At 39.2% G+C, this 17,507-nt stretch carries 11 protein-coding genes; 2 read left to right on the top strand and 9 right to left on the bottom strand.

The genetic code is table 11. From position 1 onward, the window contains the following. Positions 1 to 4: 4 nt before the first annotated feature. From HMPREF0766_RS15610 to HMPREF0766_RS15595, 4 genes are all read right to left on the bottom strand, one after another. Positions 5 to 3,490: a SusC/RagA family TonB-linked outer membrane protein gene (locus HMPREF0766_RS15610; protein WP_002999253.1), complete on the bottom strand. Its 3,486-nt coding sequence runs from the start codon at positions 3,488 to 3,490 to the stop codon at positions 5 to 7. Between the two features lie 192 nt (positions 3,491 to 3,682). Next, positions 3,683 to 4,813 carry a FecR family protein gene (locus HMPREF0766_RS15605; RefSeq protein ID WP_002999250.1) on the bottom strand — a complete coding sequence of 377 codons (1,131 nt, stop codon included), beginning with the start codon at positions 4,811 to 4,813 and terminating at the stop codon, positions 3,683 to 3,685. Positions 4,814 to 4,914: 101 nt separating this feature from the next. Then, on the bottom strand, positions 4,915 to 5,481 hold the full coding sequence (locus tag HMPREF0766_RS15600; protein ID WP_002999247.1) for an RNA polymerase sigma factor: 567 nt from the start codon (positions 5,479 to 5,481) through the stop codon (positions 4,915 to 4,917). A gap of 382 nt (positions 5,482 to 5,863) precedes the next feature. Next, on the bottom strand, positions 5,864 to 7,870 hold the full coding sequence (locus HMPREF0766_RS15595; protein WP_236590434.1) for an FUSC family protein: 2,007 nt from the start codon (positions 7,868 to 7,870) through the stop codon (positions 5,864 to 5,866). A gap of 395 nt (positions 7,871 to 8,265) precedes the next feature. Here HMPREF0766_RS15595 and HMPREF0766_RS15590 point away from each other — a divergent pair, with 395 nt between their 5' ends. Both HMPREF0766_RS15590 and HMPREF0766_RS15585 read left to right on the top strand, forming a co-directional pair. Further along, complete coding sequence (locus HMPREF0766_RS15590) at positions 8,266 to 10,173, top strand: PAS domain S-box protein (RefSeq protein ID WP_002999242.1); 1,908 nt, start codon at positions 8,266 to 8,268, stop codon at positions 10,171 to 10,173. Then, the gene (locus tag HMPREF0766_RS15585) at positions 10,170 to 10,586 is read left to right on the top strand and encodes a response regulator (RefSeq protein ID WP_002999239.1); all 417 of its coding nucleotides are present in this window, start codon (positions 10,170 to 10,172) and stop codon (positions 10,584 to 10,586) included. The genes HMPREF0766_RS15590 and HMPREF0766_RS15585 overlap by 4 nt, the downstream gene beginning before the upstream one ends. Positions 10,587 to 10,589: 3 nt before the next feature. On the opposite strand, the gene HMPREF0766_RS15580 is transcribed toward HMPREF0766_RS15585, so the two are convergent. From HMPREF0766_RS15580 to feoB, 5 genes are all read right to left on the bottom strand, one after another. Beyond that, a complete protein-coding gene (locus tag HMPREF0766_RS15580; RefSeq protein ID WP_002999235.1) occupies positions 10,590 to 12,083 on the bottom strand; it encodes an amino acid permease in 1,494 nt (497 codons plus the stop codon). After that, a complete protein-coding gene (locus HMPREF0766_RS15575) occupies positions 12,037 to 13,347 on the bottom strand; it encodes a type IX secretion system plug protein (RefSeq protein WP_002999233.1) in 1,311 nt (436 codons plus the stop codon). Before HMPREF0766_RS15575 ends, HMPREF0766_RS15580 begins: the two co-directional genes overlap by 47 nt. Before the next feature lie 81 nt (positions 13,348 to 13,428). Next, on the bottom strand, positions 13,429 to 15,060 hold the full coding sequence (locus tag HMPREF0766_RS15570; protein WP_002999230.1) for a DUF4139 domain-containing protein: 1,632 nt from the start codon (positions 15,058 to 15,060) through the stop codon (positions 13,429 to 13,431). Between the two features lie 202 nt (positions 15,061 to 15,262). After that, complete coding sequence (locus HMPREF0766_RS22410; RefSeq protein ID WP_169311219.1) at positions 15,263 to 15,418, bottom strand: hypothetical protein; 156 nt, start codon at positions 15,416 to 15,418, stop codon at positions 15,263 to 15,265. Positions 15,419 to 15,424: 6 nt separating this feature from the next. After that, complete coding sequence (gene feoB, locus HMPREF0766_RS15560) at positions 15,425 to 17,506, bottom strand: ferrous iron transport protein B (protein WP_002999225.1); 2,082 nt, start codon at positions 17,504 to 17,506, stop codon at positions 15,425 to 15,427. Position 17,507: the final 1 nt, after the last annotated feature.

Raw genomic sequence — 17,507 nt, 5'->3', positions numbered from 1 at the left:
TTTTTTAGAATGTTGCATTAATACTTAAGGAAAATTGTCTTGAGAAAGGGTAGGATGTACCTCTTTCTCTACGTATAGTTGACAAGTACACAGGCTCGGCTACATCGGCAGAAATATTTATATTCTCGAAACGCATTTTTTTCAACCATGTAGCACCTGCAAAATTGTATTGAATATTAAAATTTTGCATGATAAGTGTGTTTTCATCCTGAACGAAACGTGAAGATTTGTAGGTCGGAGTAGTATTTGTAATCCCTTTAAACGGAACATTATCTCCTGGTTTTTGCCATCTTTCAAAGAATACCCGTTCATCCATATTGTACTTATAGTTGGAGGTTTCTACCCGCTCTACCAAAGTATTGTTATATTGTTGTGCACCTATTCTATAACGAAAGGAAGTATTGAACACAAAACCTTTGTAGCGGATCATAGTACTGAAATTTCCAAATAAATCCGGATCCGTGTTACCTACAGCGATTACATCTTTCCCTCTCCAGGTGTAAGTCGGATTACCATCTGCACCCAGATAAAGCTCCTTGCCTGTGCTTGGATCTATTCCTAGAGATGGTACTACCCAGATCGCATTACTGGAATAGCCTTCAACATACATTTGTCTGGCATCTGACTTCATATCTTGGATAGCTTTTTGTGCTTCTTTCAGCGCTGCTGAAGTCTCTATAACTTTGTTACGGTTCTGTAGTAAAGATCCTGTGACAGACCACATAAATCCATCAGCATGTTTTTTAAGAAAAACTGTTGCCCTGACTTCAAAGCCCTTATTGCGTAAACGTCCTATATTAGCTGTGTAAGATGAAAAACCGTTGGAAGCAGGTGTATTTACAGAGGATACCAAATCGCGAGTAGTCTCTACATAATAATCCGTATTTATCAATAGATAGCGATTGAATAGCTCTATATCCGTTCCTATATTCATTTTTAATGCCTGCTGCCATTTAAGGTCTTCATTGCCGTAGCCTAATAAATATGCTCCGTTCCAGTTGAAATAACGGTCATCCGTAAAATATGCATAGGTGGTCAGTGCCTGATAGGAGTTGAAATTTGTGGAACCTGTAGTTCCGATAGATCCTCTTAATTTTAATCGGTTGATCTTAGGATTTTCCTTAAAAAAGTCTTCTTCATGGATATTCCATCCCAGACCTGCAGACCAGAAAGGGGCAAACCGCTGATTAGCTCCAAACTGTGAGGAACCATCTCTGCGATATACAAAATCTGCAAAATAACGATTGTCGTAAATATAGTTTAGATTCCCTACAAAGCCTATTGCTCTGTTGAATTGCTCATTTCCTGTAGGTTTTCCACCTTTGGCATATTGTAAACCCATGGTGATAAAGTCAAGGTTAGCATTGGGAAAACCTTCAGCAATAAAACTGTAAGCTGAAGTCTCGTCTTGTCGCATATTCAGACTGGCACCTGCATATATCGCATGTAAATCTTTAATTTTTTTGTTATAATCGACATTCAAAGATCCGTCATAGGAGAATCCATTTGCAATGGAATACTTATAATCACCTTTTCGTATCAGGTCAGCTCCGGAATAATTAGCAAATTCTGTGTGTTCAGCTGGTCTGAACCGATCTCCCTGGATATTCTGTTTGGTAATTCCGAATTGTGCCCGTAGGTTTAATTCAGGGATAATACGCCATTCAACAGAAGTATTATTAGTAATCGTATTCGAATTGTTTTTATCGTATGTGTTTAGCGTTGCATTGTACAATGGATTGGTTGGTAATGCACTCCAGTATTGATCGTAGTCCCGATTACCCGGATTTCCAAGTAACTTATTTACATTGCCGTTTTCATCATATGGACGCCAGTAAGGATTTTGCTTTACATATTCTGAAAATTCACCATAAGGAGATTCACTGCTTTTAGCATTGTTGATATTCAGGTAATTTCTGAAGAGTAAATTTCTATAGGTGTAGGATAGCGTAATGGTACCGTTGAATGTGTTTCTGTCGGAACCTTTCATTACTCCGGAAATATTGTTGTTTTGTACTGCAGCTGAATACCTGAACTGACCGTCACCACCTTCCAGACGAAGGTTGTTTCTTAATCCATATGAAGTCCGCAGAGGAAGAGCAAGCCAATCTGTTTCGACACCACTGTTTACTTCATTCAGAATAAAATTATAATAACGTTTTAATGGAATATCATTACTGGCATTTACGTTATCATAATATCCTGCTAAGCGTTCGAGTTCCAGTTTGTCTCTGGATTTCAATAAGTGATATCCACCCAAATCAGCGTTTTCCACATTAAGGTTAGAACCAAAGCTCACTCTTAATCTGCCTGGTTTAGGCAATTTGGTGGTGATGACAACTACACCATTTGCACCTCGCGAACCATACATGGCAGTTGCCGAAGCATCTTTTAAAATAGTGATGGAAGAAACATCATTCTCATTGATATCTAACAGTGTTCTTAAGTTAGACTGGAAACCATCCAGAATAATTAAAGGGGTATTCAGTTGTGTATTAGATTCATTCTGAATTTCTCCCACATTTGGAATACTGGAATTCCCTCGAATCTGTATTTCCGGCATCCGGTTAGGATTGGATCCGAAGGAATTACTTTCGATAATATTAAAAGAAGGATCAATATTTCTGAGTGAAGTAACTAAATTACGGTTGCCAAATTGCTTGAGTTCTTCGGAAGTAACTGTTCTGGAAGATCCCGTAAAACTTTTATCTTCCTTTTTGAAGATACCGGTCGATATGACAACTTCTTGCATGGTCTGTTCCAGTTTTTCTAGGCGGACTGTAATCGGAGATTGGTCCGTAGTTACCTTTACTTCAACAGACTTAAAGCCAAGATAAGAAACGACCACGGTCTTATGATCTGCAGATAATGGCAGAGTGAAAGTGCCATCATCCTGAGAAGAAACAGCTTTCTGAGGATCTGACTTTAATCGTACTGATGCCCCGGCTATCGGTTTTCCGGATTCGTCTACGACCTTTCCTCTGATATAAGTCTGTTGAGGTATCGATATGACAATGCTCTCATTCATTACAACCTGAGATCTCTGGACAGGTTTTTTCTTCAAAACCACCGTTTTATCAAAAAATTCATAACCGAACCCTGCATCCTTCAGGACCGTGTTTAATGCCTGTCTTAAAGGCGTCTTTTCCAGATGAACGGAAAGGTTTTTTACAGTATTTACATCCGTCTTTTTATAGAAAAAGACGTAACCGCTTTGCTTCTCAAATTCTTTGAGTGTACTTTCCAGCGTGATATTATTCTGCTTTAACGTAATATTTTGTCCATACGAATTAGCATGCACCTGTAATAGCCCTATCCCCATCAGGAAAGCTATAATTTGCACTTTCATAACTATAGTCGTTAGTGTTTTATTAAAATGCATTTTGCTTAGCTGATGAAAGAGACTGGTAGGTAATATATCGCTCTTGCCTCGCTGTACAGCAGGATGCATTTCGTCTTTTTTTGAAAGACGGTTTAGATTAATTTTCATTAACTTTGTTAAGTTTAGATGTAAAATTTAATTATTCGATAATTAGAAAAAACAATTGCCACTGTTTTTTTCGCAGCTAAACGCATCGGTCCGGATCGTGTTGGCGCACTTTCCGGATTTTTTGTTTTACTGCACTTTCCGGATTTAGCCGTGTTCGTAGTTATGATCTATTCTTTTCATTTTTAGTTAAGGTTAGTTTATGATTAATTTTCGTTTGTTTTGTTGATTGGTAACTGCCTGTACGTTTATATCTGCGTACTCCAATAGTTTTATAAGTTTATCAAGGGATAGATTTTTAGGAATCTTTCCGCTGTAAGTGATCGCATTTTTGTTGGCATACTCGATTTCTACATCATACCAGCGCGCAATTTGACGGAGTACCTCCTCAGAGTTGGTGCCGTCAAAGCAAAACTGTCCTTGTGTCCAGCCTATGGCATAGCTGGCATCTACCTGCTGACTCAGCATTTTATTTGCTTGTAGTACAGTTTGTTCATCAGGTTTTAAGGTGATTGGAGTAATGTTTTTGTTGTTTGGATTTACCCGGACAGATCCTTCTGCAAGTGTCGTCCTGACGACAGGTTCATCCTCGTAAGCATTAATATTAAACTTTGTCCCCAGTACTTCTGTGGTTTGTTTTGCGGTCTTTACAATGAATTTGCGATGCTGCGGATCTTTGGTTACCTCAAAATAGGCTTCTCCCTGCAGCGTGACAATACGATCCGTATTTCCAAATGTTTCCGGATAAGATAAACTGGATTGGGCATTAAGAAATACCTTGGTGCCATCAGAAAGCACAATACTGTATTGCCCGGCTTTAGGTGTTTTTAGTGTATTTAACTTATCCGGATGGGCAGTTGTAGTTTTATTGAAGTAGGTAATCCGGCCCGAAGCATCTTTGATAAACAGTCCGTTGCCCGCTGTCAGGGACTGTTCTGTATCCAGCTCATTCAGATCTATTACTTTTCCGTCCGCCAGTGTTATAGTCGCTTTATTTTCTCCCGGAGTTATAGCCGCGATTTCCTGAGCATCCATGGGACTGAAGCTATTGCGGGCACTAAAATATGTATATCCGAAATAACCGATCAGTAATAAAGCCGCTACTGCACCGAGTTTATACCACAGTGGTTTGATAACAGAGGATGACGGATTGATTTCTTTCAAAAGTTTTGCTTTTGTCCGTTTCTGAGAAGATCCGGGATCAGCATCTGAATGCACATGATCGAGCTCATCATACCATTTGTACAATGCCTGACGTTCCTCAACGCTTTCTTGCCTGCGCAAATATTTAGTTAGAATATGACTGATCTTCTTGTCTGCTTTCATAATATACGGCTGTTAGCTAATGACTTTACAGTTCGCTTGTATATATGTAGTGAGACTTGCGGGGGGCAGCACCTACTCTTTTTTTTATTTTTTTTGAAATATTAAAGAAAGAAATGAAAAAAATGACGTGTGACAGATTTTAATCTCTTGATAGCCTTATTGATATGGTTTTCTACAGTAGATTCAGAAATATCAAAATCTTTGGCTATCTCTTTATTTGTCTTGAATTCCTCTCTGCTCAGTCTGAAAATCTGCTTACATTTTTCAGGCAGATTCTCTATTTCCTGCTCTACGATATCCAGTACATAACGATAATGTAAGCGTTCCTCAAGAGGTTGTTCTTCCAGCAGAAGATCATAATCTGACAAATCATCATAATATTCTACTGCCGTTTTCTTTTGGTAGTAAGCAATGACTAGATAACGACAGGAAGAGTACAGGTAGGCAGGAAGAGATTCAATTTTTAATAAATTTTCCCTGTTTTTCCACAAACTCAGGAAGAGATCATGTAATAAGTCTTCGGCAACAGTGCTGTCATCAATTTTTTGGAGGATATGACGGGATAAGGAAGGGTAGAACAGATCATACAGTTCAGAAAAAGCATGCTCATCATGATTAACTATCTTAGCTAACAGAGGCAGGTAGGTATGTTCTGTACTTGTATTCATGTGTTGGGTGCGGGCAAATGTAATAAATTAGTGGCATTTAGTACAATAGATGCGCTTAAACTAATATATGAAGGATAAACTAAAGGTTGCTCAAACAAAATTAGGATATGTATATTACACTTTATTCTGTCAATTATTTTTAGTGACTTCATAACAGAAGATTAAAGCAATGACACCTACGGCTTACTTAAAAAATACATTCAGAATTTGTTTGCAAAGAATTCCTAATAGTTAGTTATATATTTTGTTGATATTTATTTAAAAATAGCAGAATCTATCTGATTTTAAAAATCTTTTGTGGAATTCTGTTGCTATATAATTGGATATTTCAGCGGAAAACCGAGTTTTTTTGACAATAAAAGATCTCCGTACAGGAGGGTGTTTACATCGTCTGTCTCAGACTTTTTGCCAGTTGATCCAGCTCATCCAGAAGATTGCTGATGGCTTGTATTCGAAGGTCAAGTTGCTGTGATTTTACTGCAGATTGATATTGTAATGTAACATTGATCGATAATCCTACGATCAGTGAATTGATACGATATGCAAGAGCATGGAAAGTATTCGCATCAGACCAATCTTTCTTTTTATTACCGGGTTCGTGTTGCAGCTGTGTTATTGTGTCTGAAAATGAAGCTAGTGCAGTCTGTGCTTTTTTTCTTGCCAGACGAATCTCGTATATATCCGGTTGATGATCCTGAAGCTGGCTGTCAACGACCTTAAAATATTGCTTATTGTGTTGAACGACCAAATCAGCCAGATTCAACATGCCGCGTTTCTGCCTTATCGGAACAAAGAAATAGCCTGCCACAGCCAGCAGACATCCGATCAGCGTAAATATAATACGGCTTCCCAATATGCGGTCAATATTTCCCTCATAACTATTTAAGGTAATGACAATCCCCGCTGTAATAAACAGTACACTAACCAGATAATTGGGTTTATTGAACAGAAAGAAACCATAAAGGCATACAGCTGCTATAATAAGTAGTACAGGTATATTAGAAATCAGATTCAGAATTAATATGCCTAATAGAATACCTGTAAGCGTACCCGTAATACGTTGGAAATTACGACGCTGAGTAGTTGCAAAGCCTGGGCGCGCCACAATAGCAATAGTCAGCAAGATCCAGTAGGTGTATCGGTATTCTGGCAGGATCATACCGAATAATCCACCTAATCCAAATAAAACCGCCAGTCGCAAGGCAAACGGAAATATGGTGGAATGAAAGCTAAGTTGATTTTTGACAGCTGTCCATCCTCTGGGTGGCAAAGAAAGAAAATGCTGGTATTCATTTTCCTTTACCGAATTGTATACCTTCGCATCCGATGTTGATCGGATACGTGTAATAAAATCAAGAATCAATTGGATGTTGCGAATAGTGGCATTTAAAATGGAGTACGCTTCGCCCTCCTGCTGATCCCGTATCGTGGTAAGCTGATGCAGCAATGGAGTAATCTGTATACAATTAGTATGCTGATCAGCGATCTTTTTTGATGGATTCGCTGCTAATAGATCTATCTCGCGGGCGATCATAATGATCAGCTTGCGGATATGTTCTAATGCTCCTGTAGGTTCCAAAGTCTTGCGGATAGACTCATAATCATGATCAAGAGCCATTAATAACTCGTACAGATCGATCAGCTGATAGACCTGATCCAGCCAGATTTTTCCATCTTCAGAAGAGATCAGTTTTTTTTCCCTTAGTAAGAGAAAACGTATGGTCTCTTGCTGATCACTTACCTGGATATGTAGCCTTCCGAGCTCTCTGTATGCTTTTTCTAACGGGATATGCTCATCATAACACTTTGCTTTGGCCTGAAGTAATACAGCCATACTTCGGAAACCGTCTGCCATAGCATGACGTAATGAACGGTAAGGTACGATATAAGCCTGCAATATACTGATCATATAAAACCAGACAGCACCTAAGGTAATTTCTATACTGAAGGACAGCGGGTGAGAGGGCCATAAACCAACTACAAAACTGATCAGAATAAGAGTTAAAGTCCCGTTAATCCCGACCCGCAGACCGAATACCGATAGCATGGCACAGACAAAGCCCGATATTATCAGTATGGGTAGAAGGAGCCAGGCGGAAGAAATTGCATAAGCAGTAGCAAATGAAGCAATAAAAAATAAGGGTATACACCATTTTGCGGATTTCCATTTATCCTGACGGTTGCCGGGAAGATCAGTCAGAGAGGATAATAATGCACCCATACCTACCGTAATGGCTGTGTCCAGATGACCGGTATAAAAGATTATAATGCTGGGTACTAGCGTTGTAAAAATGTTGCGGAAAGCATCGCCACTGTTTTCCCCTGCGATAAACTGGAAAACAAGTCTTGAGATGGAAGAAATGCTGTGCTTAAGTGCATGGAATGCCATATAATCAGACATTTAAATTTTGTGCAAAAATATAAATATTTATGGATCTATTATGCGTGCATATAAAATCAATCCTAAAAATGACAATGTAATCCTGAGATGCCGGAGGGTCACAGGATGAAAAAAATATTTGGCTGAACACCGAAATAAATAATGGAAATACCTACATTTAAAATATAATTGTCGGAAAATTTACTTTTTTATGAATTTCAGTATGTTTTAGTAAGAAATCCTTTTTTAGTACTGAACATTAAATTAGTTAGTAATACTATTTAAGAAATATCCCCCAACAATCGTTGATCGTTGTCTAAACCGCCTTGAGAAAGTTTTGGATTCGGAGACCTGACTTTTTTGTAATAGGGAAATTAATATTGAATAATAAACCGTAAGAGAGAATGCTCACAGAGGAACTTAGAAGTCTGTCAGTCGAAGAGGTATTGTTACCCATACTTAATGGCACCACTCATGGTATGATTGTATCACGTCCTGACGGCAGATTGGTTTTCTGGAATGAGAAGGCGGCGCAAGTCCTGAATATAGACAGAGGATCCACTTCAGTCAGGAATGTTTATGATTTGTTTGCCAATTTTTGTGATGAACATTTTATCCCTTTTACAAGTGAAAAATTTCCGGTTAGAATTACTGCAGAAACGGGCATAGCACAACAGGATGTGATTATGGTGTCGATGCAGCAGGATAATCAGATGTTTTGGCATTCGCTGAATGTCTCGCAGATATGTATCCAGGAAGTTTCTTATATCCTGACTTCCTTTTCGGATGTAAGCCGGATTATGAAAGTAAACCGCAAGGTCTTGGATAATGAAAAACAGCTTCATCTGTTGGTTGCATCACTTGATGATATTGTTTTCGAAGCTACTGCTGAGGGTATTATTCTCAATTATTGGGTAAATGACCTTAAAAGTCTGTTCTATATTCCGGATTATTTTCTGAATAAAAATATAGCGGAATTATTCCCTGCTGATCTGGCAGCCTCTTTCCTGTCTCTTATAAAAAATTCTTTGAAAGACAGAACTTCTAATGAACTGGAATATCAATCGCCGTTTGATTCCCACAAAGACAACTGGTACAGAATACAGACCCGTCCTATCCGACTAATGCAGGATCGTGTAGCTGTGATTGTTTCTGATATTACTGAACGTTTAAGACGGGAGGAAATGACACGAATAAATGAACAAAAATTCAATCAGGCTTTCCAGTATTCAGGCATAGGTATGGCGATGGTAAATCAGGATGGGGTATGTCTGGAAGTAAATAAGACACTATGTAAAATACTTGGGTATACAGTCTCCGAGCTGACTACTATGAGTTTCCATGAATATACGCATCCTGACGACCTGAATCTGGATGTGCAGAATATGGAAAAACTACGATTGGGCGAAATAGAAAGTTATACGATGGAAAAACGGTACAGGCACAAAAGAGGACATTTTATCTGGTGCATGCTCACCCTTTCCAAAGTTTCGGATGCAAAGGGGATTCCTGTTTTTTTTATAGCACAGGTGCAAGACATAAGTTTGTCTAAAAAGAATATGGAAATACTGGAACGTCAGAAGAACCAGCTGAAAACAGCCATGTTTGATCTTGAAACTAAAATCCAGCAGCTTGAAGAGTTTAACAAGATTGTAGCCCATAATCTGCGAGGACCTGTAGTCAATATAAAAATGCTTGTTCAGGAGATTCTGACAGCAGAGAATGAAGATGACAGAGAAGAATATCTGCAGCTGCTGGAGTTAAGCAGTGATGGTCTTACAGAGATCTTACAGGAATTAATTGAAGTCCTTGAAATTCGTAACCCACAGACTATTCCTTTTCATTACTGTGAATTTGATCAAATATATAATAAGGTTTTTCAGCAGTCCATTGTTGAGATACAAAGTAAAGAAGCTGTAGTAACAACGGATTTTGAAGTCAGGGGGATTTACTACTATAGAATATATTTGGAAAGTATTATGCTAAACCTGCTGAGTAATGCGTTAAAGTATTCTGTAGAAGGCAAACATCCTCATATACATATTCGTGCTTATCATGACCGGAATAATGTATGCCTGAGTTTTGAAGATAACGGCGTTGGTATAGATCTTCTCAAATATGGTAATCAGTTATTTAAATTCAGAAAAACATTCCATAGAGGATTTGATAGTAAAGGAGTCGGTTTATTCATGACTCGGTGTCAGATAGAATCGCTCGGAGGGAAAATCACCGTCACAAGTGAGCCCGGTAAAGGAAGTATATTTACTGTACATTTTTATTTACACCAGAATGCACCTATTCTAACGATATGATAAAGACCTTCCGTGTAGCTATTGTCGATGATGATATTATATTCCGCCTTATTTTCAGTAAAATGCTGGAAAGCTTTCCGGAGATATCTGTTCAGGTTCAGGTATTTGAAAATGGTCTGGAGGCATTGAACTACTTTCGGTTGTATCAGTATGAGAAGGATAAACTCCCGGATATCCTCTTTGTAGACATTGATATGCCCTTTTTATCCGGATGGGAGCTGATGGACGAAATGATGCAGGAAGGAATAAATTTTGTATTGCATATTCCTGTGTATATCCTGAGTTCATCTACCAGTACTGTTGACAAACAGAAAATTCACAATTACGTGTTTATTAATGAGTATATAGAAAAGCCTATCACAAAGGACAGGCTTTTCGGGTATATCAAAGAATATTTATCTGAAAATCACTAATGATCAGGATTCCGTCTGATTAGCTTGCCGTTTCTTGACAATCAGATATCCAAGATAGAGCAGAATCAGCCATATAGGGATAAGTTCTACAGAAATCTTAAGACCTGTGATCCACATCATCGCTAATATGCCGACAAGAAAAATCAGGCAGATATAGTTACTGACCGGATAGAGAAAGGAAGGGAACAGCGTTTTCTTACCTTCTTTAATTTTTTCCTTTTTGAAGTACAAATGCGTAATGGATATCATCAGCCAATTGATGATCAATGCGGATACAACCAGAGACATCAGAATACCCAAAGCCTTTTCCGGTATCAGTTTATTTATAATAATACAAATTGCAGCAAATGCTGCAGAAACCAATATTGCCATAATAGGCACATGATTGTTGTTAAGTTTGAGCAGGAAACGGGGTGCATTGCCCTGTTTTGCTAATCCGTAGAGCATACGACTGTTACTATACACGCTGCTGTTGTATACGGACAATGCAGCCGTCAGTACAATAATATTGAGTGCATTGGCAATGATGGAAGTAAAGTAGAACGTACTTCCGAAAAGCGAAAACTGAAATCCTTTGAGGTTCTCAAAGATCATGACAAACGGACTGCTACCGGCTGTAATATTCCGCCATGGCGACAGGGAAAACAGAATAATCAAAGCCCCGACATAGAAAATCAATATGCGGTAAATCACCTGATTGGTTGCCCTCGGAATATTTTTCTCCGGATTTTCAGCTTCTGCAGCAGTAATACCAATAAGCTCTAACCCTCCGAAAGAAAACATAATCAGCGCCATGGCTGCCAGTAATCCCTGAAATCCACCTTTACCATCTTCTGATAACCAGCCCTTGGGAAAGAAACCGCCGTCATTCCATAGATTTGTTACAGATGCCTGCTCACCTCCTGAACCGCTGAAGAGCAGATATGTTCCGAAGATAATCATGGCTACTATAGCCAGTACCTTGATTATAGAGAACCAAAATTCAGCCTCACCATAAACTTTGACTGAGGCCAGGTTAAGCGCATTGACAACGATGAAAAAGAATAAGCTGGATTGCCATAATGGAATTTCAGGCCACCAGAATTGTACATACACACCAATAGCAGTAAGTTCGGACATGCTGACCAGAATATACAGAAACCAATAATTCCAGCCGGAAGAAAATCCTGCAAACGGCCCCATATACTTATTGGCAAAATGACTGAAACTACCCGAAACAGGTTCATTTACCACCATTTCGCCCAACTGGCGCATAATAAAAAATGCAATAATCCCTGCTACTGCATATCCCAGGATAACAGCAGGGCCGGCTAATACCGCAGCGGGACCTATCCCTAAAAATAAACCGGTACCGATTGCGCCACCTAAGGCGATCAGTTGAATATGACGGTTTTTTAATCCTCTGTTTAACTCTTTTTTTTCTGAAGTGTTTTCTTCCACTGCTGTATGATTATTTACGATTATTAATACTGACTTCTCCAAAACCCAGAAGTTCATCCCAGAAGGTTCCTATTTTACGGTTGTAGAGAAGGATCTGATAGTTGTTGCCCGTCTGATAAAAGCTTCCTGAAAATGCATCAGTGATAACTTTTCCCGAAGGGTCTTGCAGGACATATTCGTAGTCATACAATCCTTGTTTGAGCGGCAATACCACCTGCCACAATTTGAGATTTTCATTATAGTGCAGTTTACCTGCTGATGTGCGCTGATAATTATTGAATCCACCCACAATATAAATGTCACCTTTTACAGTCTGATCTGTCTTTAAAGAGAAGGTGACCTGAGCATAGTCCCCTTCTAATGTAGCTTCCCGCTGATCCATATTACGGATATAGAATTTTCCGTTTTCATCAAATGTGGAAGCGTATGTCGAGGTACTGTTGTCTTCGTCCGGATGCAGGTCCACTCTCACCAGCGAATCAATACGTATACTGCTGACCCGTTCGGATCCCAATTTCAGACTGCGTAAGTCCACATATCTGAATTCATTATTGCCTTTGAAGTCCAGTGTCTGACTGTTGTTGTAGTTGATTTCTGATCCTCCGGCAAACATAGGGTCAGAAAGACTCATCATATTATCTGTACGTTGATTCTGTAAAGCGACCACACGCAGATCTCTTTGGGGATTGGTAATCGTAACGGCTCCGGTCTTTACAAATACATCCAGTTTCTGATTTTTATTGCGCAGACTTACTATTGTTGATGGAGTTACTTTGGCCGATAAGCTCATCAGCTTGCGGATCACATAGAACTTACGGGTCAGAATGAGTCTGCTCTTGTCTGCATCTTCATACACTTTCAACAAATAATTTCCGGGGAGCTTAGGCCCTACGTATTCATCCGGAAAATTGACCTGATAATTTGTGTAAGGCTGAAAAGTAGCTTTTGAACTGGAGTAATTATCTATACGTCCCTCATTGAAACCTTCTGCATATTCCAGAGGAGATAGTCTGCTGGGCATCCAGTTTGCGTCGCAATGTTCAATACTAAAATAAAAGTTACGGATATCAGCTCTCAGATCATCAAAGCTGAGCAACAATTGATTTTTTTGTTCCAGATCAATAACAGGAAGTGTAGACTCAGCAGTACCCGGATAGAGCTGTACCGATTGTATGGTAGGCAGGTAATTGATATTATCGTATATAAGCTCCTGTTTTGGGGAACGATCCGAATCATTATCTTTTTTCTTCTTTTTCTTCTGCCCATAGCTGATGCTGGCAATAAGGAAAAAGACCACACCTAGCGCTATACATTTGTTCATGCCTGCAAAAATAAGGACTTAAAGGTTTAAAACTAAAAAAACCGCTGTAAACATACAGCGGTTTTCTAAGATAATCATTTTTTAATAAATATTCAGTTGCTTATCTTTCGGATATTTGATCGTGTATCCGAATCTGACTTTCTTGGTTGTGCCCGAAGGAACAGTTATTTTCCATCTGAGTATTCCCGTCTCTCTGTTTACTTCTGCAGCACCGTCATCATCTAATGTGATTTCCATAGACTTGTCTGTAGAGATCGGGAATTGATCTTCCAGCAGAATCGTTTCACCGGTTTTCTTATTGTTTTTGATGCTTATCTCGTATACGAAGCTTTGTTTTTTACTGCCTCCAAATACTTTTGTCTGGGACAGATCATTTACTTTATCCCGTTTGATGCTGATCATTTTGTCTCTGCCCATACTTAATTTCAGGGTATCCGATGTATTGTTTGGGTTGATCGTTGTTTTACCCACCATCATATTTTCAAACATGATGTTTGCTGATCCCGGCATCAGATTCAGTTTTTCATAATCTGTAAGCTCTGCCATCAGATATACAGTCGGATCCAGACGGGGAACAGCCGTATATGTATAATTAGCCGTGTGGCTGTATTCTTTCAGGGATACACTATGCGGTTTACCATTAGAAGCAATGTCATACGGAATAGCAATATCGAAAGTGGTATTAAGTTGATTTTCGACTTGTTGCGTATAAGCACTGATGCTGCTTTTCGCTTTTGCTTTTTTATCATTCACGACAACCACTTCCTCAAGCTTATTCTCATCCAGTGCGATGCCAGCTACCCTTCCTCTGAGTTGAGCAGAATAACCGGGTAACGGCATATTGGATTGGTAATAAAGAGACCAGGGTTGTAATGTTGGGATCGTGCCATATTGGGTGGGGCTACCTGTTGCTAATGTAAGATGTACCTGTTTCCAATCCACACCTGTCAATTGTACGACATTTGCTTTATATATAATCTGTAAAGGTGAACTTGTATTTGCGGCGCGCAAATCATAAGATGCATACCATGATGCATTCGGACTTTGGTAAGTCACGTCAAAGGGCTGATTGCCGGCTTTATTATTTAACACCTGTACAATAAGCTGACCTCCAGAACCTGTATTCTGCCCTTTTACTTCATCAAGCTGAATTTCGGCTTTTTCCACTATCTGCTTCTGCTTCGTAATCTTGTCATCCAAAGCAGAAATATTATTTTTTACTTCCAGGTATTTTGTTTTGTAGTAATCTGCCATTTTAGAAAGCTCCAGTACAGACGTATTGCCATTTGTTCCGGCTATTTTTTGATTACTTTCCAATAATTTCAAAACGCTTTCTTCAGTAGACTTCTGATTCTGCAATGCTTTTAATATATCTTCCTCTTTTTGATAAGCCTCTTCCGCTTTTACGTAAGCATCAGTTTTTATATCCGTCTGTATATAGTTTTGGGCTGCACGTACAGACATGACAGTGACGTCCGGAGAAGTTCCGATCTGTATGCTGTTTTCATCTATTCCGTTAGCTACATGTGTAAATACAATCTCACTTGTCCCCGTGGGTAACATCAGGTCTGCATGATGATTAAGTTCTGCTGAATTAATATACAAGGTGACGTCTTTTAAATCAGCTTTAACAATTTTTGATTGTTGTGCGTTTGCTCCCGAGATTGCTAACAGGCAAGCAAGAGTGGTTTTTATTGTTGTTTCGATCTTCATAATAGTAAAATTTGGACAAGGATGCAGTACTCATCCACATTCCACAAAAAAATATTTCAATTTTTTCAAAATATTTTTTTTCGATATGCAGAGGGCATAGGGAAAGGGGAGTATATGCGTTGGGCTGTGTTGTGAAGGTATGGAAACAGTGGGAGGGATGTTATAAAAAAAGGGAGCTAGTACTTGCTCCCTCTGTAGATTCTTATTGTTGCTTTGCAGACTCGTTTACGTTGCAGCAGGCTCCTTTGGAGCATCCGCAGCCTCCTTTGGATGAACCCTTCATTTTGCGGTATAGAAAGATTACCGCTGCAATAAAAACAACTGCAATAATACTGTATTGTATAATTTCATTCGTCATAATCGTCTATTTTAAAAGTTGATAAGCGATGAATGCTGCTATATATGCAAGTCCTGTCATCATTCCTGTTTGTAACAGTGTCAGTTTCCAGGATCCTGTCTCTTTTTTGACAATGGCAATGGTACTCATACATTGCATAGCAAAGGCATAAAAAAGTAATAACGAAATTCCTGACGCAAAATTGTATGCCGGCAATCCGGTATTTCTATTAATCTCTTTACGCATCTGTCCCTGTATGGTAGATTCGTCTTCTGTATCACCTAAGGCATAGACCGTGGCCATCGTACTCACAAATACTTCGCGTGCCGCAAAAGAGGAGATCAGACCTATACCCATCTTCCAGTCATAGCCTAATGGTGCAATAGCCGGTTCTATAGTTGTACCCAATATACCTAAAAAGGAATTTTCCAGCTCAAATGATTTGATATGATTTTCCAGTTCTTCTTCTGTCGCATTAGGATACTGCTGATTGACTATTTCTTCAGCGCGATTGAATTTGCCGGGACCAAAACTGCCCAGTACCCAAAGAATAACGGACATCGCAAGAATGATTTTACCTGCATTAATAATAAAACCGGAAGATTTTTCCCACACATTCATGGCTACATTTCTCCAGTCCGGAAGTTTATAGGTAGGTAATTCGAAAATAAGGAAGGTCTTATGTTTGCTCTTCAGCATTTTGCTTAATAACCAGGCCGAACCCAGTGCACTTATTACACCGAGGATATATAGTGCAAACAAAGTGATACCCTGGATATTGAAGCCCAGAAATTTGGTGTCCGGGATAACAAGCCCTATAATAACAATATAGATCGGGAGTCTTGCAGAACAGGTCATGAATGGGGTCACCAGCATGGTGATCAGCCTTTCTTTGCTGTTTTCAATATTTCGTGCCGACATAATAGCGGGAACGGCACAGGCTGCTCCGGACATAAGCGGAATAACGGATTTGCCATTAAGACCGAATGGACGCAACCATCTGTCCATGAGAAAAACCACACGGCTCATATACCCTGTCTCTTCCATCAAGGAGATAAACAGGAATAAGATGGCAATCTGCGGAACGAAAATAACAATACCTCCTATACCAGCGATGATACCATCCGTAAGAAGACCTGTGAGAGGCCCTGCAGGAAGCAATTCCTGAACGTATGCAGAAAGTGATGCAAAGGTCTCATCAATAAAATCCATCAGTGGAGCAGCCCATGCAAATATGGCCTGAAACATTAAGAAAAGAAGACTGAAGAAAATAACGTACCCCCACAGCGGATGTAATAATATACGGTCAATGCCATGTGTTGCACTTTTTTTCTCCTGATGATTATAAGAGATAATGCCTTGTAACTTTTCATCAATCAGTTTATGCCGGATCAGAGATTCACTTTTTTGAAGCATAGCTGTATCGAGATTATATCTCAGGCGTATATCGTTTAATGCGGCTCTTTTGTCGTTGGATAAAAAGTCAACATTATTTTGAGCAAGAAACTGCCAGGTAGAATATTCTGTTTCCAGCGGGAATAGCTTTTTGGCTTCATCCAGTGCGGGATGAAACTGTTCATCAATTGCTAAACTGCCAAAATAATTTCCGGGTATAGATTTAAATTGTTTGATGACTTCATTTATCCCTTCTCCGGTGCGGGCATTGGTTTGATAAACTTTAGTCTGTAAGTATTGCTCTAACTTTGGAAGATCGATATGTATGCCTTTAGTTTTGGCTTCATCGATCATGTTCATTACAAAAATAGCAGGCAAACCAAGCTCTCTGGCTTGCTGATAGAGTACGATTGATCGTTTCAGATGCGTAGGTTCACTCACAACGACGACCAGATCCGGAAAGTTGCTTCCTTGTTTGTTATGCAAGGTGTTGAATACAATTTCCTCGTCAAGAGAATTGGGAAACAGGGTATAAGTTCCGGGAAGATCGATAACACGGTAGGTTTGGTTTGCATAACTCACCGTTCCTTCACGTTTTTCTACTGTAATACCGGGATAATTTCCGACTTTTTGATGTAACTTTGTAATTTTGTTGAATAGGGATGTTTTTCCGACATTGGGATTCCCTAAGAGGGCTATTATAGGGGACTTCATG

Source organism: Sphingobacterium spiritivorum ATCC 33861 (genome assembly GCF_000143765.1).
In the GTDB taxonomy this organism is placed as follows: Bacteria; Bacteroidota; Bacteroidia; order Sphingobacteriales; family Sphingobacteriaceae; genus Sphingobacterium; species Sphingobacterium spiritivorum.
The sequence above is the reverse complement of the archived record's forward strand: the minus strand, read 5'-3'. Positions and strand labels throughout refer to the sequence as shown.